A 17,688-nucleotide genomic window follows, 5' to 3' on the forward strand; every position below is an offset into this window, starting at 1 on the left:
TGATTCAATAAAAAATCCCGCCACTGTGCGGGATTTTTTATGCAGGTTTGGGTCATACTGCAAGCTTAGCTCCTATTGAATGATGATCGCTATCTTTTATAATAGACTACTGAAACTCTTTTAGAGTTTGCTCATATTTAGCGATTTGCTCATCATAGTCTTTGATGGTGTCGTTGAACTTAGTCATGAGGCTTTCAAACTCTTGTTGTTGGTCCACCTTCATTTGTTGCATATCCTTAACCTGCTGCGCTTCTATTTGCTCCCAAACTTGATGCTGAATAATCAACCGAGCTAGTGCTGGGCTTTTGGCACTGACTCTGCCAGCAATTTCCGCATGCTCGAACAGCTGCGGTACTAAAGTGGCTATATTAAGAAGAGTATCGACGTCTTGGTCAGTAAATGGCGTCGCCACAGGCTGATAAAGCGCTTCCATTGCCAGCTGATAGCGTTCGATAATTTGTTCTTCGTTCAGTATGATAGGTTTACGGGGCTCAAGGCTAATGCGCTTTAGTACTGTTAAATCGCGTTCGCCAACTTCAGTGCTGGTATTAATCTCAGGATCAATTTCTGCCGCATCGGCGGTCGCATTATCAGTATTGACAGTAGGACTGGCTGCAGGGTTGTTATTAATAGCCCTTTTATTGTCACTACTAGAAGCATCATCAGAAGTGTCAGTAGCACTGTTCAATAATAAAGAGTTGTCACTGTCTGGCGCATCAGCAGCTTGTAGCGACTCATATTCTGCTTGCAAGCGTCGCTGTAAACTTTGTGCTTGAGCCACATATATCGGCTGAAATTGCTCTACGCGCGCAGCGGCCGAGTCACTTTGCACGCTAGGTTTATTGTCTTCAGCGGTCGTTTGTTCGATAGTCTGACTGTCCTTGCTATCTGGCACAGATTCAGATTTCTGCTGGCAACCCGTTAACAATACTGTCCCTATTAAAGTTGCCGCTAGTAAGTTGGACGTCTGACGTAGACGCGCAGCAGGGCTGTTATGGCTTATCGTTATGTTGTAGAGATCAGCATCGAGCTTCGGTGTTAGAAATTTAAACATCACGGCACAGTTCCTGTTTTAAAAACTAAAAGTGAAAATGGAAGCGTTTTAAATTTAGAATAAACCCACCTGCTTTTGATGGCGATTCAGATAGTCTATGTTACCTATAAAACTATTAACCATAGAACAATCATTGTTAAGTATAGCCTGTTTTGCCATTAGCGTTATTGAGTGAGCATTGATAGCTAAACCGTAAACGAGCGGTCATGGTGCTGAGTAGAGTGATTGCCTAGAAAGGGAATGCAGGCCTCTAACGCTTGACAGTCCTGTCTGCATGCCCGTCGTATAAAGTAGTCTTGTACCATGCGAGCTTGTTGCTCGATACCGTAATTAAAGAATGACTTGCCGGCCTCTAAGACATAGTCATAGCGCCGATTAATAAGGGCACCACGTACAACTTTTAGCCCCTGCTGTAATTGCCAAACGTGAGTAAGCTCATGGATCAACCAGCTTTGTTTGCTAATTGAAGTATCGCTAAAGTCCGCTATCCAATCAGCTGGATGAAAATATATATGTCCATTAGGACTGACGGCATAATTTTTGAGTACCCACCACGCGGTCTTAACAGTCACTTCTTCAAGTTTGATACTGTCACCAAAAACTGACCGTGCCAGCACAATCTCGCCAGCACTTAAGGGTCGTGACTTTCTATTTGCACAGTGTAGACGCAAGTTTTTCTTGAAGAGCTGCTGAAGATTTCGGTGGTGTGTCATCACTATTTTACCTTGAGCATGATATTTTTTATTGAACGGCTAGAGCGTGTTGCACTAATATTAAGCTGTTAATAGAGTCAAATACATTAAAAGCAAAGTGTATAAGACATAAGCTGTACACTTACAGGACTTTTCTTGACGTACAACTGCGTTAGCCTATCTTATACAATGTTTATTGAAATATCAGTAAATTTTCCAACTTTAGTTTATTTTTTAAAACAGAGAGTTTTGTTCTTATGCCCCCTGCCTTTCACGCCGACACCCCACTTGCTCAGCGTATGCGCCCTGCTACTCTTGATGCCATTATTGGTCAGCAACACTTACTGGCAGAAGACGCACCGCTACGACGTGTGGTCGAGCAAGGTCATCTTCCCTCAATTATCTTACATGGTGAGGCGGGTATTGGCAAAACCACTATTGCGATGTTATTAGCGGATGCCGTTGGGCGACCTTTTCATGCGCTGTCAGCAATAAATACTGGGGTCAAGCAGTTGCGCGAGGTGTTAGACAATAAAGACTCGTTAAGCTTTGAATCGCCGGTGGTTTTTATTGATGAGATTCACCGTTTTAATAAGGCGCAACAAGATGCCTTATTAGGAGCGGTAGAATCAGGTGATATTACGTTGATTGGCGCGACCACCGAAAATCCGTCTTTCAGTGTCAATAATGCGCTGTTATCACGCTGCCAGGTATATCGCTTAGAGCCACTCAGTAGCGAACAAATTACGGCGGTATTGCAGTGCGCACTCTTAGACGACAGCGTTCTAAACAAGCTCACCATCGACTTGCAAGCGCAGAATGCTATTAATCAATTAGCACATGGCGATGCCCGTAAGGCGCTTAACTTACTGGAGCTTGCCGTTCAGAGCGCAGATCCGAAACAGTCGCCTATAGTAATCGATGATGAGTTAATAGCCCGGGTGGCACAGACTGCGCTAGTGCGCTATGACAAAGATGGTGAGCGGCATTACGATATTGTCTCAGCGATGATAAAGTCAGTACGTGGCTCAGACCCTGATGCAGCTCTATACTGGATGGCGCGGATGCTGGTTGGCGGTGAGTCGGCAGATTTTATCGCACGGCGATTGGTAATTTTGGCGAGTGAAGATATTGGTAATGCCAATCCCAATGCGCTACTACTTGCTGATGCTGCCTTACGTAGTGTGCACTCTATCGGTATGCCCGAGGCGCGTATTATTTTAGGGCAAGTGGTGGTTTATTTGGCCACCAGTGCCAAAAGTAATAGTACTTATAAAGCCATTAACGCTGCTATGACTTTAGCAGAAAAAGACGCCTCACCAGTGCCACTACATCTGCGTAACGGCGTGACCAAATTGATGCGTCATGAAGGTTATGGGGTCGGTTACGCTTATCCACACAATTATCCCAATCATTATTATGCGCAGCCCTATTTACCAGATAACTTAGTAGGCACACACTTTTATGAATATGCAGACAATCAGCGTGAGCAGCACAGCAAGCAATTTATAGAATGGCTAAAAACCCAAGCGGCCAGCAATGAGTAATTTGCGTATTATTTAAGCTTACTATTTATAATACTCATAACTATTTTTTGGGATACTAGACGCTATTGTCTAGCAATGAAGCAGCATGTGATGGTAAAAACCGTTAAAATGATAAGATGGTTATAATTTTCTGGTACAAACGATGAGTTAATAACCCCATATACTCAGTTACTACCTGCTTTTCCTAACAGCTACAGCGCTTGCTCTCATCTGCTGTTACAATAGCCAAATAAATTTTTATACTTAGCCACTGACATACTCACCAATAATAATACATTGAGACTTACTATGAGTTTAAATACGATTCCTGAGATTATCGAAGATATTCGCGCAGGTAAAATGGTCATCCTAATGGATGATGAGGATCGCGAAAATGAAGGCGATCTCATCATGGCGGCAACCCATGTGCGCCCTGAAGATATTAACTTTATGATTACCCATGCCCGCGGTTTGGTGTGCTTGACGCTATCACAAACACGTTGTCAGCAGCTGGCACTACCGTTGATGTCTGATCGTAATGAAGCCAAGTTTAGCACTAACTTTACGGTATCTATCGAAGCTTCTGAAGGCGTCACTACTGGTATTTCTGCTGCAGACCGTGCGCGTACGGTACAAGCAGCCGTTGCGTCAGCCGCTAAGCCTGAGGATATCGTTCAACCTGGGCACATCTTCCCGATAATGGCCCAAAATGGTGGCGTACTACACCGCGCTGGCCATACTGAAGCGGGCTGTGACCTAGCACGGCTGGCAGGACTTGAGCCAGCAGCTGTCATCGTAGAGATTATCAATGACGATGGTACGATGGCACGTCGTGATGACCTTGAGATATTCGCACAAGAGCATGATCTCAAAATCGGAACTATCGCTGATCTCATTAACTATCGTATTGCTAACGAGCAAACAGTAGAAGAGATCGAGTCGCATCCTTTTGAGACCGAATATGGTACGTTTACCTTGCACCGTTTCCGCGAGTTTGGTGCCGACGAGACCCATTTAGCGTTAGTGAAAGGCGATGTTAGCGAAGGTGTCAGCACCGTGCGTGTCCATGGTTTTCACCCCTTGCGTGACCTCTTCGCAGCCAAAAATGATGCAACAGGACGCGGTGGCTGGAGTGTGCAATCCGCTCTAAAAGAAATTAATGCCTCAGAGCGCGGCGTACTAGTGTGGGTTGGTAACCACCAACCGATTGACTTGGGAGAGGCTTTAGATAAAGCGTCAGACAATCAGTCAATATCTACCATTACTCAACAACCATATCGCAGTATTGGGGTTGGTGCCCAAATCTTACGGCATTTAGGGGTGCGCGACATGCGTTTATTATCATCACCAATGAAGTTTTATGCACTGTCAGGTTTTGATCTGAATGTAGTAGACTTTGTACATGCTCCTACTAAATAAGACTAGAGCTGTTAGGATTAACTATAAATTATTAATATTGACTGTGACGCTGAACGAGCTATTTTGAGAAGTACTTAAAGTGAATAATAAAAAAGGGCACGCTAGCATTGGTTAGCGTGCCTTTTTTGCTTTTTATTGCTAACTCAAAAATTAAAATCACTTTAAGGAACTTTCGAGAGTGAGTAATAGGACATAAAAAGTGCAGTTAGAGTATTCCTTTGACCTTGAATCTACTATAGCTCAGGCGTATGACCTACCTTTGTTTCTAACGCCAATAGACGCGTGCGCTCCTCTGCTGTCCACGGTAGCTTTTGTTCGCCAAGGCTGTCCAGACGTACTATTACTGATTCAGAAGTAGCAACGATTGCTTGCTGCGTGCAGCTATAATAACTGTACTCTATGACGATACTGGTGTTACCAAGGCGCCGGCAACGCACGCCTAACAATAACGTATCGGGAAAAGTTACCGGACGTAGATACTGACAGCTCGACTGCGCTAGCATGGTCACCATACTGCCATCGAACATTCCTAGCGCCTGCAAATAGACAATACGCGCGGTCTCAGCATAACGGTAATACACCACATTATTTAAGTGATTAAAAGCATCCATTTCACCCCAGTGGATTGGCTGATGGTGAATAATGGGATAGTGTATCAATTCGATAGGGGCATCAGCGCCGCTTTTAGTTTGAGGATCAGCTTTTAAATGTGAGGGTTGATTGGCGTTATTCATAACTTACTGTCGCTTTTTTATTTTTAAAATGTATTAGGGCGTGTTGAACATTCGACCATAGCACTTAAAATAGGTGACTCCCAATCAACGCTTGGGTCTATCCAAAATCTGATTAGTCAATAAGGTCGTTGGAGTCGGAGAATTAGCAATCAGCTTATCCAACCATAAAATCACTTCTGAGATATCTTTTGGCGCAGTAGTGGTCTCTAGATTGCTTGGTTTTTCATAATTTTTTGTATTATTTTTGGTAGCTGACTGCGATGTCGCGTGGTCGGTTATTTTGTTCTTTGACGTACTAGATACTTCGGCAACTAACGTTTGCAATTGGTTTCGAGCCTGACTTAAATAGGCAACCAGCTGATCTTTCTCACGCATATTACTGGCTTGACTGGCTAAATTCAGGGTCATGATAACTTCGTGAATCGTTAGTTGCTTGCGGATCAAGGCGACATTAGCGCTGGCAGCTGGGTTGACGAATACACTTAATTGTTTAGGGCTTTTCTGTGCAGCACTACTGTTAATGGGGGTTTGATTTTTGCGGTTGTTTATAGGCTCAAAACGGTTTACGCGCTCATAACTGTACAAAAATTCTTGGATATTTTGAATCGCTAAATTTTGTAATTGCCACGGGCTAGGCTGAGAGCTTTGCGCTTGCAAGCGTTCGATATCCTTGGTTAAACTTTTTTTAATGACAATCGTCAGGGCTGGCGCAATTTCATTGTTATTTTGTGATAGCTGCCATTGTAGGCTGCGCAGTAAGTCGACCGCTGCTGTATCGTTATTATCTGCCAGCAACCTATCCGCTGCATGTATCTGAATACGCAATAATTCCAACTGATTTTGTGCCTGGCTACCGACAGTAGCACTTGGCGGTGGCAGGCTTTGTTGACTGATAGCAAATAAGCGATCGTCCATTTCGTTTAGTCGGCTGACCACTTGCTCATTAGTTTGCAAACGCTCATTAACATAAATCTGAAAACGCTGTTGGCTAATATATAACCATAATAGCGCTGCGATAAGCAGTAAAATAAGTAGCCATTGCAAACGCAATAACAAGATATTTGCTTGTCGGCGCTGCTGGCCGGCAGAGGGATCGTTAGCTGACGACTCAGACTTAGTTGACATAAAGCAGCACCATTGTTGTTAGGTTTAAACGGACTTAACATAAGCGGATAAGACCAATTGATCGCTGTGCCTTGAGTGAAAGTTACCGCTAATAGCTATAATTAACAGCAAATAAACGCACTGATAGACCCGTGCAACTGTTTTAGAGTTAAACGACTATCTAGTCATGTGTTCAATAGCCGCAAGAATAGTCTCAGGCGCCAAGTCTTCTACTCGGTAATAGTTCAGCTGCTGTTCAGCAACCATATGAGCTAAGCGTGTGCCTAGTACCAAATAAGCAAAGTCTGCTAGTTTGAGTGGCACGGTATTATTCAAGCTTACAGCCAGGCGCTCATTTAAATTGGTATCTGACTTTGATTCTGCAGCAACTGCTGGTACTTGACCGACTATAGTTACCCAGTACTCAAAAGCCGTGCCACTACTGATAATAACAATAGGTTTTGTCTGCGGTGATAGCACTATGCCTTGTGCTGCCTGTTGCCTACTGAACGATTGTAGCCAGTACTCATAGTGAGCTTTTGCATCGGCTGGCATAACCCGCTCATACCATGCAATACTATCAATATGCACACCGCGCGCTTGTAAAGTATCGGCTAATAAGCGCCGTCCACCGAGTCCACGCCAGACTAACAGCTTGTCACCTGTTTGCAGACTCTCAATCTCAGGCATGACCAGCATACCTTCATTGTTGGCAATGGTAGGCTGTAGTACTTGATAATTTGCGGCTTGCAGCCTAGCTTTATGCAATACGGCAGCGGTCGCTTCACCAACAGCAATTAAATGACTGGGAGCACTTGATATCTCGACACTTGAATTTTGCTGTATAGCGGCTTTATTCTGATTTTTATTATCTTGGGCACTACTGTTTTGAGCATTGCTATCTTGAGAATTGCTATCTTGAGAATTACTGTCTTGAAAATTACTGTCTTGAGCATTACTGTCTTGAGCATTGGCTTCATGTTCAAGCGCTTGCCAAACCGCTAAGCCAGCGGCGGCGGCGGTTGGGCTTACTATGACCAGTGCTTGATAATGACCTGCAAACCACTGGCGCATCAGCTGCATATCTGCCTCTGTCATCGCGAGCGCTTGTAGGGCCAACATTGGCATATCAATCACCGTCAGACCCGCTGCTTGAAGATGACGCGTAAGTGGTGCTGCGCGCTCTATTGGGCGAGTGTTAATCACCACTTGTTGCGGCGGAGACGAGGTATTTAATGGCTGATTTGACTGAGTGGACTGGAGCAATGACATAAAAATACCCCGACATAAGGCTTATAAGATTAGATCAACCACAAAGTATTCTAATCAATTATTGGTCTCTACTACTGATTTCTATGGTTAGGGTCCAATGAAACCTATTAAACACTTGCGAACTATTCAGGATGGTAAATCGCCGACAAAATAGCACCAGCGCCATTAGCAAGCAGCATATCAGCCACTTCAATACCGAGCTGACTGGCCTGCCCTTCTCGTTCGGCTTGGCTACCACTTAAGATAATACGTTTTTCAGATTTTAGCAGTTCACTGCCGTCTTCTTGTCCAACCCGACCGCGTAACCACAACATATTGCCAGCATCGTCGTTTTCGATATATTTGTTTGCAATATCGATGCTGTCATCAGCCGCATGTAGCACCGCATAAGCAGCAATCGGAACTTGGCAACCACCCTCTAGATGACGGTTTAGAGCGCGCTCAGCAATTAAACGAATGCGAGCTTGGTCATCATTAAGCGGGGCTAATAGAGCAAGAATCTCAGCATCGCCTTTACGACATTCAATAGCCAATGCCCCTTGTCCGACAGCAGGCAAGCAAACATCAATATCCAATTCACTGCGAATGCGCGCGTCAAGCTCAATACGCTGTAGCCCGCTGGTAGCTAGAATAATCGCATCGTACTCGCCAGCATCTAGCTTGCCTAGGCGGGTTCCAACATTACCGCGAAGGGTTTTGATTTGCAGATCTGGACGATAGGCTTTGAGTTGACATTGACGGCGCAAACTTGAGGTGCCTACTACCGCACCTTCTGGCAACTCATCAAGATTATTATAAGTGTTAGACACGAAGGCATCGGTTGGGGAAGCGCGCTTGCAATACACTCCCAGCATCAATCCCTCAGGCAACTGCATCGGCACGTCTTTTAACGAATGCACTGCAATATCAGCCTGTTTATCATATATTGCCTGCTCGAGCTCTTTGACAAACAGTCCCTTGCCGCCAATTTTGGCCAACGGTGTGTCCAAAATTTTGTCACCTTTAGTGACAATTTTTAGTAAATTGATGGTTAAATTGGGATACAGCGCTAGCAAGCGATCACGAATATGCTCGGCTTGCCATAATGCTAATGGACTCTGACGGGTAGCGATGTTTAAGGTAGTCAAAGCAGGTTGTTGCAAGTTGCTCATAAGAGGCCTCAATAGGATTAGTACTATAGTAAAACCAACTACCAACCTGTTACGGCGTCAGACTCAGTTTAAGTATCTGCTTTAATAAGCCAGCTACCTTTGTCACTCGTCTTTTTTGTCCCAGTGGTATATTTGATTCACTACATATAATGGCGCAAAAAATACCCCTATTTAAGCATAAATAAGGGTTTGATGATATGGAATGATTATTGAAGAAGTACAAGCGCCACTCCCCTACAGGCATTAATTAGGCTACATACTTTGAATTTTATCACGTAACGCGGGTAAGTGACGGCGGCTAACCGCTAAGGTCTCATTGATGCCTTTAAAGCGTACTTGATACTGCCCGGCGTCTATGGTCTCTAAAAAATCTAAAAAACTCAGATTAATAATAGCATTGCGGTGCACACGAAACAGTCGATCGCCAAACTCTTGCTCCAGCTCTTTTAAGGTTTCGTCAATTAAGACAATGCCCTCTTTATGGCGTACTTTGACGTACTTTTGGTCAGCACTGAAATAATAAATATCTTTTAGCTCAATCAGCTCAACCCCGCGATGAGTACGAGCAGCGATATGCTCCCGTAACGGCCGGGCAGTTGGATCTTCGAGCTTACGGAGTTCATTTAATTGCGCCGCGTTTAAATTTTTGGCTTTGCCCAAAGCCTCTAACAATTCGTCTTTATTTGCTGGTTTTAATAAGTAGCCAATAGCATTGGCTTTAAGCGCAGCAATCGCATAATGATCATAGGCGGTAACGAAGATAATGGCCGGCGGATGCTTAAGTTTATTAAGCTCTTGCGCGCAGCGCACACCATCTATCTCGGGCATGCGGATATCTAATAAGATAATATCTGGCTGATGAGTTTTTACTGCGATAATGGCTTCTAAGCCAGTCGTTGCTTGTGCGACCACCTGATGGCCCGACTCCTGCACAATTCTAACCAAGCGCTCGCGTGCTAATGGCTCATCGTCACAAACTATAATGCGCATGTAAATTCCTTTGTCATAGCGTATTCAACAAGTTGTTGAACAGTATTAATATCTAATCATATAACCTGATGACTGTACTGATACAATGAATACTGCAATAAATATGCCACGATTAATGTTCTACCAGCACTTAAACACAAATAGACGATTACAAGCCTACATCCTGTAGAGGATAATCAATGGTGGTTACTATTTGCTTGCTAGTGACGGTACTTTGGATATCTGCGCTTTGACCAAAGTAGGTTCTTAAGCGTTCAGTTTGGATATGAAAGTCCATATGACGGCGTAAATCATGGCTGATCATTAGGGTTTTTTTGGGGAGTTGAGCCGTGACAACAATAGCAACGTGGTGGTGTTGCCAAGTCACTATAATATCAATATATATAGTTTCAATAGTCATTTCGACAACACTGAGCAGTATTTTTTCAAGCACGCTTTGTAATGTCAAAGCAGTAATAACCATGTCATACATGACATCTTCATCAGGCAGCTGCCAATTTACAGCGAGTTTATCGCCCAAACGGCTCGACTCAATCACTAGATAATGCTCGCAGAGCGCGACTTCTTCTTCAAAGCTAATCTCACGTGCGCCATTAAAGCTAGCGCGAAATAGCGCTGAAACATGCTGCAATAGATCAGAGGCACGCGGTGGATTGGACTCGATGAGAGAAATTAAAGTATTGATGGTATTGAAGAAAAAATGCGGGGCGATACGGGCTTTGATTAAGTCATTTTGAGCCGTTAGCTTATGCTCAAAGGATAGCTTAAGGGCATTAAGCTCACGATGGTGGTGTACAAAGTATAGTAAAAACACTAAAGTGAAGCTGCCAGTAGTTACCGCATTGAATAATATATCTAGGACAAACGCTTGAGGGTCATATTCAAGCCAGCCTATATTGATCATCACTAGCTTAACTAAGGTTATGGCTACCACAGAGCCAATCGTCAGCAGCAAAAAAACATGCATGCTAACGTTGAGTATGCTGGTACTTTTAAAAATAGGACGTAAATAATCAATCAAGTATAGTGACGGCATGATGGTTAAGCTATTTTGAATGACCCTACTCATGAACTTAATCAAAAATTCTGGCAAGGTAGCTAGATTATGGCGGTCAACCACCGTCACAAACAGCGACCAAAAAAAGATATACAGCAGCCATTGCCAAGGCTTCATGACCTGCATGAGTTTGGGTATAAAAAACTCTAAGCGCTCATCTAGTAAGGCAACCTCATCATTTGCTATACTTAAGTTCTTATTCTCTTGACTTGCCTTAGACCGATATGAACGCCAACTCTTCAAATCCTAGTAATCCCGAGCAAAGTAAAAATTCACGTGTGTCTGATTCTAGCACAGATGCTTCTAACACGGACAACAACACTGTGCAAAATAGCCTTTCATCAAATAGCCCTTCAAGTAGTCCAGGCCAACAAATGTGGGGTGGGCGCTTTAGTGAAGCGACCGATAGCTTTGTTGCCGCTTTTACCGCCTCCGTAGGTTTTGATCAACGCTTTGCCCGTCACGATATCGAAGGTTCAATCGCTCATGCGACCATGCTCAGAGAGTGCGATATTTTGAGCGCTGATGATGTCGCCATTATTATTGACGGTCTAAAGCAAGTACTGGCTGAAATTGAAGCAGGCGAGTTCCAATGGTCGATTGCACTAGAAGATGTGCACATGAATGTTGAGTCGCGCTTGACTAATATCATAGGCCCAGTAGGTAAAAAACTACATACCGGACGTAGTCGTAACGATCAGGTCGCAACCGATATTCGCCTGTGGCTACGGGAAGAAACCGATAATATCATCGCACTGTTGGTACGTTTGCAGAGCGGCTTATTAGACTTGGCCGAGCAGCATACCGATACCATTATGCCGGGCTTTACCCATCTGCAAACTGCCCAGCCAGTCAGCTTTGGTCATCACGTGATGGCCTGGTTTGAGATGTTATTCCGTGATACTGAACGCTTGGTCGACGCACGTCGCCGTATTAATCAGATGCCACTTGGTAGCGCCGCTCTTGCGGGCACCACCTTTCCGATAGATCGTACAATTACTGCCGAATTGCTTGGCTTCGAAGGCATTTGCCAAAACTCGCTTGATGCGGTATCCGATCGCGATTTCGCCATTGAGTTCACTGCAGCAGCTTCTATCTTAATGATGCATATGTCGCGCATGAGTGAAGAGATTATTCTATGGATGTCCGCACAATTTAACTTCGTACAGATACCAGATCGCTTTTGTACCGGCTCATCCATCATGCCGCAAAAGAAAAATCCTGACGTGCCTGAACTGGTACGTGGTAAAGCAGCACGGGTATTCGGACAACTAATGACCTTATTGAGCTTGATGAAAAGTCAGCCGCTAGCCTACAATAAAGACAACCAGGAAGACAAAGAGCCGCTATTTGACTGCGTCGATACTTTAACGGGTTCGTTACTAGCCTTTGCTGATATGCTGCCAAATATTACGCCTAATAAAGAAAACATGCGCGCCGCCACTATGAAAGGCTATGCCACTGCCACCGACTTGGCTGATTACTTGGTACGCAATGGCGTGGCTTTCCGTGATGCCCATGAAGTGGTGGGTAATGCCGTTGCTTTGGGCATTAAAGAAGGTGTGGACTTGAGCGATCTATCATTGGCACAACTACAGCAGTTTAGCGATGCCATCGGTGATGACGTGTTTGACTACTTAACATTAGAAGGGTCATTGGCAGCGCGTGACCATTTGGGCGGCACTGCGCCCAATCAAGTTAAGCAAGCGGTAAGCCGTGGACGTACCCGTTTAGAGGTGTTTGCTTAATCTAGTATTTTTTATTAACTTGATAGCCTTCGCTGGCTACAGCGATTAATATCAAAACACCCGCCATTGTTGCGGGTGTTTTTGTTACCATATTTAGATAGATTTGTGGTTACCCTTTATAAACCTGATACCCTTAAGCTTGATACCCTTAAGCTTGATACCCTTAAATTTGATACCCTTAAACCTAATACCCTTAAACCGGTTAACACTCTCAAACCTATTAGTATTTGCTAAGTGCACTAAGACCTTTATCCTAGGTTAATAGCAAACTGCTATAGTTAAAATACCTTAAAAACGCTAGGGTACTGCTGCTATAAGCTTTTTGCAGCCTCTGTCTGCGTAGGCACAGCAAGCAAGAAAAACTTATGCCAGCAGTATGTTATGTATCGATATTACGTTTCATTGACTATAATATATTCAATATCAATAATAAGGAACAACTCATGACCGAGAATTTCAATCCCCAAGCCAACACCGTATTTTGCCGTAAATATCAACAAGATTTACCTAAAATGGTGCACCCGCCCTTTCCGAACAAAAAAGGCCAAGAGCTCCAAGAAACCGTGTCAGACCAAGCATGGAAAGAATGGCTTGAGCATCAAACCATGCTGATTAACGAAAACCATTTGAGCATGATGGATCCTGCAGCCAAGAAGTTTTTGACAGAACAACGTGATAAATTTTTGGATAATGAAAACTACGAACGTGCTCAGGGCTGGACCCCAGAAACCAAAAGCTAAACTAAGGGTTATTGAGCAAAATAGACCGGGCGCTAGCCTACTTTGGTAGCGTCAATGGCTTGTTGTACAGTTTCAAAATCGCTATGTCGCACATCGGTACCGCTACTGATATAAATCACTAACTCAGCAATATTACGAGCGTGATCACCAATGCGCTCAAGCGCTCGCAGTACCCACATCATATTAATCACCTGGCTCACCTGCCGCGGATCTTCCATGACATAAGTCATCAATGCCCGTATAGCAGATTGGTATTCAAAATCTACATTGCCATCACTGCGCATGACTTCAAAAGCACGCTCAGCTTGCAAATTTTCAAAGGCGGTTAACGCATTATGTAGCATCATACGTACCTGATTACTCAGATGCTGCACTTCGTGATAACAATAGGTATTGCTGCTATTATCAGCCGCCACTTGCTGTGCCATATGGGCAATTTTGGCAGCCTCATCGCCAATACGCTCGATATCCACCACGCCTTTACTAACCGCCATCACATAGCGTAAATCACGGGCAGCCGGTTGGCGCTTGGCAACCAACAGTAAAATATGCTCATCAATCTGCACTTCAAGCTGATTGACCGCACTGTCCTGCTCTACCACTTGATGCGCTAAATGTACGTCGCCTTCTATCAAGGCGTGCATCGCCTGCGCCACCTGCTTGCCCGCAAGTTCACCCATTTCTAAAAATAAGTCAGTGGTTTCCGTTAGGTCTTGGTTAAAGCTTTTGGAGGTATGTGACATTTGATTGGACATAATAAAAGTCTCAGTAAAAACACGATAAAAACTCAATGAAAAAGGTATATTTATGACAACCTGCTACTGCTATAAATTTTTCTTGCGTGCTGTTCGCAAGCGTGACAGAGGCTGCAAAAAATTCATTCCAGTAGCCCAGTAGCCCAGTAGCCCAGTAGCCCAGTAGCATTGGGTCGTTTTTAAACTGGATTAACTATATAAGTAGAAAAACCATAATAAATAAGACCATTAGCCATAACGCCCAGTAATATAGTCTTCAGTCGCTTGCTGGGTAGGGTTGGTAAAAATCTGGTCGGTGTTGCCCATTTCTACCATGTCGCCCAAATACATATAAGCGGTGTAATCAGAAATTCGCGCCGCTTGCTGCATGTTATGGGTCACGATGGCAATGGTATAGTCCTGCTTCAAGTCTTCAATCAAAGCCTCGATGGCCCCCGTTGAGATGGGGTCGAGCGCTGAGGTTGGCTCATCTAATAATAAAACTTCGGGCTTGGTTGCCACGCCGCGTGCAATGCACAATCGTTGCTGCTGACCACCGGATAAAGATAGGCCTGAAGCAGACAGCTTGTCTTTGACCTCATTCCACAGTGCCGCTTTTTTAAGAGCCCATTCTACCCGCTCGGCAAGCTCTGCCTTCGACATCTTTTCGTACAACCGCACCCCGAAAGCCACATTATCAAAAATGGACATCGGAAACGGCGTGGGCTTCTGGAAAACCATGCCTACCTTAGCGCGCAGTAAGTTGACATCCATTGATTTGGCCAATACGTCATTGCCATCCAAATAAATCTGACCTTCAGCACGCATATTAGGATATAGGTCATACATGCGATTAAAAGTGCGCAGTAGCGTTGACTTACCACAGCCAGAAGGTCCGATAAATGCCGTTACTTGCTTTTCGGGAATATCAAGGGAAATGTCTTTTAAAGCGCGAAAGTCCCCGTAATAAAAATTTAAGTCACGGACTTGGAGTTTTGCAGCAGGCACAGTGGCTGCAAATTCATTAAATGTAGCAGATGCCTGTTCACCTGCTGTACGGGCAGTGGTTACTGGCGCGAGAACATGCACACGCGGGTCGCTCAAAGTGGGGACAGGCGTAGGAGTCTTAATTTTGTTTTTTGCTGGTCGGGTAGCAGTATCTGTCATGGTCATGTTCCTTATTATCTTTAATATGAAATTCTTTAATGTGAAATACAGTCAGTTCAAAATAAAAGAGAGTCACTTATAGCAACGTGCCACTGGTATAAATTTTTCTGGCGTGCTGTTCGCAAGCGTGACAGAGGCTGCAAAAAATTCATTCCAGTGACCCTGTTCCGTTTCTAAATTAAATGTATAAGTTAAGAAATTAGGTAAGTATTAGTTATATTCTTTGCCGCCGATATAGCGTGCGGCTACGTTCAAAGTGAGCACAGTCAAAGTAATTAATAATGCGGCCGCCCATGCTAAGGTGTGCCAGTTGTCGTAAGGACTCATGGCAAATTGATAAATAGTATTGGGCATATTACCCATCGCGTTGCCCATATCTAAGCTGAAATATTGATTGTTCAAAGCAGTAAATAGCAAAGGTGCCGTCTCGCCCGTGATACGCGCAAACGCTAATAATATGCCAGTGGTTAGACCGGCCCTTGCGGCTTTAACAGTGACGCCCAGCACCAACTTCCATTTTGGTGTTCCTAGTGCATAAGCCGCTTCACGTAAAGTATTGGGCACCAGTAGCAGCATACTTTCGGTAGTTCTTACCACTACCGGAATGACAATTAAGGCCAGTGCACACGCGCCTGCCCAGCCAGAAAAGCTATAATTTTTGACCAATAATGCGTAGATGAATAGACCAATTACAATCGATGGTGCAGACAATAAAATATCATTTAAAAAACGTATGACTTGTCCCAGCCAATTGCCGTGGGAAAATTCTGCTAAATAAATCCCTGCTAACATGCCAATCGGCGCCCCAATAAATAATCCAGTACTGGCAATCATTAGCGAGCCGACGATGACGTTACGCAAACCACCATCAGTCATCGGCGGTGGCGTATCGGCCGTGAACACTGGCATCTGCACCAGACCGCTAAACCCTTCAATACCCAAAGTAATCAAAATCCATGACAGCCAAAACAAGCCAAATATCATGGCTGAAGCCGCAAAACCTAGCCCTACCTTATTCCATAGCCTACGGCGGCGATATAGACCTTGGTCACTGGCCATAATGGGCTTAGTCGAGGCTGAAGTAATGGCAGACAATGCGGTCATGCAGCAGATTCCTTGTTATTTTTAACCTTCTAGGCTTTTTATATGACGATTTTCTATGACAAATTTTTTATGGTACGTTTGAATGTGGATGCCTACGCTAAGATGGCAAAGCTACTTTTAAAACATCCAAAACTTACTGTCCAGCGCGCTTATCCATGCCGCGTAGTAATAATCGCGAAATGCTTAGAACGATAAAGGTAATCATAAATAATATTAGTCCTAAATGTAGCAACGCCGATAGATGCAGCGGATCGGATGCTTCAGCAAATTCGTTGGCCAACGCTGAGGTAATAGAAACCCCCGAAGCGAACATACTGGGACTAATATTAAAGGTGTTGCCAATCAAAAACGTTACGGCCATGGTTTCACCCAGTGCGCGCCCTAACCCTAAGATAATGCCACCGACCACACCCGCCTTGGTGTACGGTAAGACAATCTTGAACATTACCTCCCACGTGGTAGCGCCCATACCGTATGCAGATTCTTTCAACAGCGCCGGTACGACCGCAAATACGTCGCGCATAGTGGCGGCAATAAAAGGAATGATCATAATGGCGAGTACTAAGGAAGCGGTAAATAAGCCAATACCCATCGGGACACCGACAAACAGCTTGCCGATGATCGGTAGACCGCCTAGGTTCTCTGTTAGCCATGGCTGGATATGATTACCAAAGAAGGGGGCAAATACAAACAATCCCCACATACCGTAAATGATAGAAGGGATACCCGCTAATAACTCAATAGCAATGCCTAGCGGCTTTTTGAGAAATGGTGGACACAGTTCAGTCAAGAATATCGCAATACCAAAGCTGATAGGAACTGCTATAACCAGCGCCATGGCTGAGGTGACCAAGGTGCCATAAATTGGCGCTAAAGCCCCGTATTCGTTCGCGACCGGGTCCCAGTTATTACTAGTATAAAAATCTAGCCCAAACGCCTGCATACTTGGCCAAGCACCAATAACCAGCGACAATAAAATTGCCCCTAAGCTTAACAACACAAAGAGTGCCGCCACTTTGGTAGTGTTGACAAATATTGCATCCCAACGTTTCTGTTTGTTCAGTTGTGTCTGCAAATTAAATCCTGCCATGACCACCTCAATAGTTGCTTTAATAGGTGTGATTTGGATATAAACAATTTAGATATGAGCGACGCCTATGATCTGCTTATCAGAAAACCATAGGCGTGTGGGCAAA

At 44.3% G+C, this 17,688-nt stretch carries 16 protein-coding genes; 4 read left to right on the plus strand and 12 right to left on the minus strand.

Going from position 1 to position 17,688, the window contains the following annotated elements; all coding sequences use genetic code 11:
* Window positions 1-106: 106 nt before the first annotated feature.
* On the minus strand, window positions 107-1,054 hold the full coding sequence (locus RCH20_RS03615; RefSeq protein ID WP_327192754.1) for a hypothetical protein: 948 nt from the start codon (window positions 1,052-1,054) through the stop codon (window positions 107-109).
* A gap of 185 nt (window positions 1,055-1,239) precedes the next feature.
* Window positions 1,240-1,767: a type IV secretion protein Rhs gene (locus RCH20_RS03620; RefSeq protein ID WP_327192624.1), complete on the minus strand. Its 528-nt coding sequence runs from the start codon at window positions 1,765-1,767 to the stop codon at window positions 1,240-1,242.
* A gap of 236 nt (window positions 1,768-2,003) precedes the next feature.
* On the opposite strand from RCH20_RS03620, the gene RCH20_RS03625 reads away from it, so the two are divergent.
* The gene (locus tag RCH20_RS03625) at window positions 2,004-3,293 is read left to right on the plus strand and encodes a replication-associated recombination protein A (RefSeq protein ID WP_327192625.1); all 1,290 of its coding nucleotides are present in this window, start codon (window positions 2,004-2,006) and stop codon (window positions 3,291-3,293) included.
* 288 nt (window positions 3,294-3,581) lie between these two features.
* Window positions 3,582-4,691, plus strand: coding sequence for a bifunctional 3,4-dihydroxy-2-butanone-4-phosphate synthase/GTP cyclohydrolase II (gene ribBA, locus RCH20_RS03630; protein WP_209955886.1), 1,110 nt, complete (start codon window positions 3,582-3,584; stop codon window positions 4,689-4,691).
* Window positions 4,692-4,924: 233 nt separating this feature from the next.
* Here ribBA and RCH20_RS03635 read toward each other — a convergent pair whose 3' ends face one another.
* The 6 genes from RCH20_RS03635 to RCH20_RS03660 all read right to left on the minus strand — a co-directional run bounded on the left by RCH20_RS03635 (window position 4,925) and on the right by RCH20_RS03660 (window position 11,242).
* The gene (locus RCH20_RS03635) at window positions 4,925-5,425 is read right to left on the minus strand and encodes an acyl-CoA thioesterase (protein ID WP_327192626.1); all 501 of its coding nucleotides are present in this window, start codon (window positions 5,423-5,425) and stop codon (window positions 4,925-4,927) included.
* Between the two features lie 84 nt (window positions 5,426-5,509).
* A complete protein-coding gene (locus tag RCH20_RS03640) occupies window positions 5,510-6,550 on the minus strand; it encodes a hypothetical protein (RefSeq protein WP_327192627.1) in 1,041 nt (346 codons plus the stop codon).
* 156 nt (window positions 6,551-6,706) lie between these two features.
* Complete coding sequence (locus RCH20_RS03645; protein WP_327192628.1) at window positions 6,707-7,801, minus strand: uroporphyrinogen-III synthase; 1,095 nt, start codon at window positions 7,799-7,801, stop codon at window positions 6,707-6,709.
* A 122-nt stretch (window positions 7,802-7,923) separates the two neighbouring features.
* On the minus strand, window positions 7,924-8,952 hold the full coding sequence (gene hemC, locus RCH20_RS03650) for a hydroxymethylbilane synthase (protein WP_327192629.1): 1,029 nt from the start codon (window positions 8,950-8,952) through the stop codon (window positions 7,924-7,926).
* A 252-nt stretch (window positions 8,953-9,204) separates the two neighbouring features.
* Complete coding sequence (locus RCH20_RS03655) at window positions 9,205-9,942, minus strand: LytR/AlgR family response regulator transcription factor (RefSeq protein WP_209955896.1); 738 nt, start codon at window positions 9,940-9,942, stop codon at window positions 9,205-9,207.
* 148 nt (window positions 9,943-10,090) lie between these two features.
* Window positions 10,091-11,242: a histidine kinase gene (locus RCH20_RS03660; RefSeq protein WP_327192631.1), complete on the minus strand. Its 1,152-nt coding sequence runs from the start codon at window positions 11,240-11,242 to the stop codon at window positions 10,091-10,093.
* A 131-nt stretch (window positions 11,243-11,373) separates the two neighbouring features.
* On the opposite strand from RCH20_RS03660, the gene argH reads away from it, so the two are divergent.
* Together argH and RCH20_RS03670 are read left to right on the plus strand one after the other, a co-directional pair.
* Window positions 11,374-12,747, plus strand: a complete 1,374-nt coding sequence (gene argH / locus RCH20_RS03665; RefSeq protein ID WP_327192755.1) for an argininosuccinate lyase — start codon at window positions 11,374-11,376, stop codon at window positions 12,745-12,747.
* Between the two features lie 443 nt (window positions 12,748-13,190).
* The gene (locus tag RCH20_RS03670; RefSeq protein ID WP_327192632.1) at window positions 13,191-13,487 is read left to right on the plus strand and encodes an oxidative damage protection protein; all 297 of its coding nucleotides are present in this window, start codon (window positions 13,191-13,193) and stop codon (window positions 13,485-13,487) included.
* A gap of 32 nt (window positions 13,488-13,519) precedes the next feature.
* Here the strand turns inward: RCH20_RS03670 and phoU are convergent, their stop codons facing one another.
* The 4 genes from phoU to pstC all read right to left on the minus strand — a co-directional run bounded on the left by phoU (window position 13,520) and on the right by pstC (window position 17,582).
* Window positions 13,520-14,242, minus strand: a complete 723-nt coding sequence (gene phoU / locus RCH20_RS03675) for a phosphate signaling complex protein PhoU (RefSeq protein WP_209958819.1) — start codon at window positions 14,240-14,242, stop codon at window positions 13,520-13,522.
* A 228-nt stretch (window positions 14,243-14,470) separates the two neighbouring features.
* Window positions 14,471-15,388: a phosphate ABC transporter ATP-binding protein PstB gene (pstB, locus tag RCH20_RS03680; RefSeq protein ID WP_327192633.1), complete on the minus strand. Its 918-nt coding sequence runs from the start codon at window positions 15,386-15,388 to the stop codon at window positions 14,471-14,473.
* A gap of 210 nt (window positions 15,389-15,598) precedes the next feature.
* Window positions 15,599-16,447, minus strand: a complete 849-nt coding sequence (pstA, locus tag RCH20_RS03685; protein ID WP_327192756.1) for a phosphate ABC transporter permease PstA — start codon at window positions 16,445-16,447, stop codon at window positions 15,599-15,601.
* A 178-nt stretch (window positions 16,448-16,625) separates the two neighbouring features.
* The gene (gene pstC / locus RCH20_RS03690; protein ID WP_209955907.1) at window positions 16,626-17,582 is read right to left on the minus strand and encodes a phosphate ABC transporter permease subunit PstC; all 957 of its coding nucleotides are present in this window, start codon (window positions 17,580-17,582) and stop codon (window positions 16,626-16,628) included.
* Window positions 17,583-17,688 lie beyond the last annotated feature (106 nt).

The organism is Psychrobacter sp. PL15, from assembly GCF_035984995.1.
Lineage (GTDB): Bacteria > Pseudomonadota > Gammaproteobacteria > Pseudomonadales > Moraxellaceae > Psychrobacter.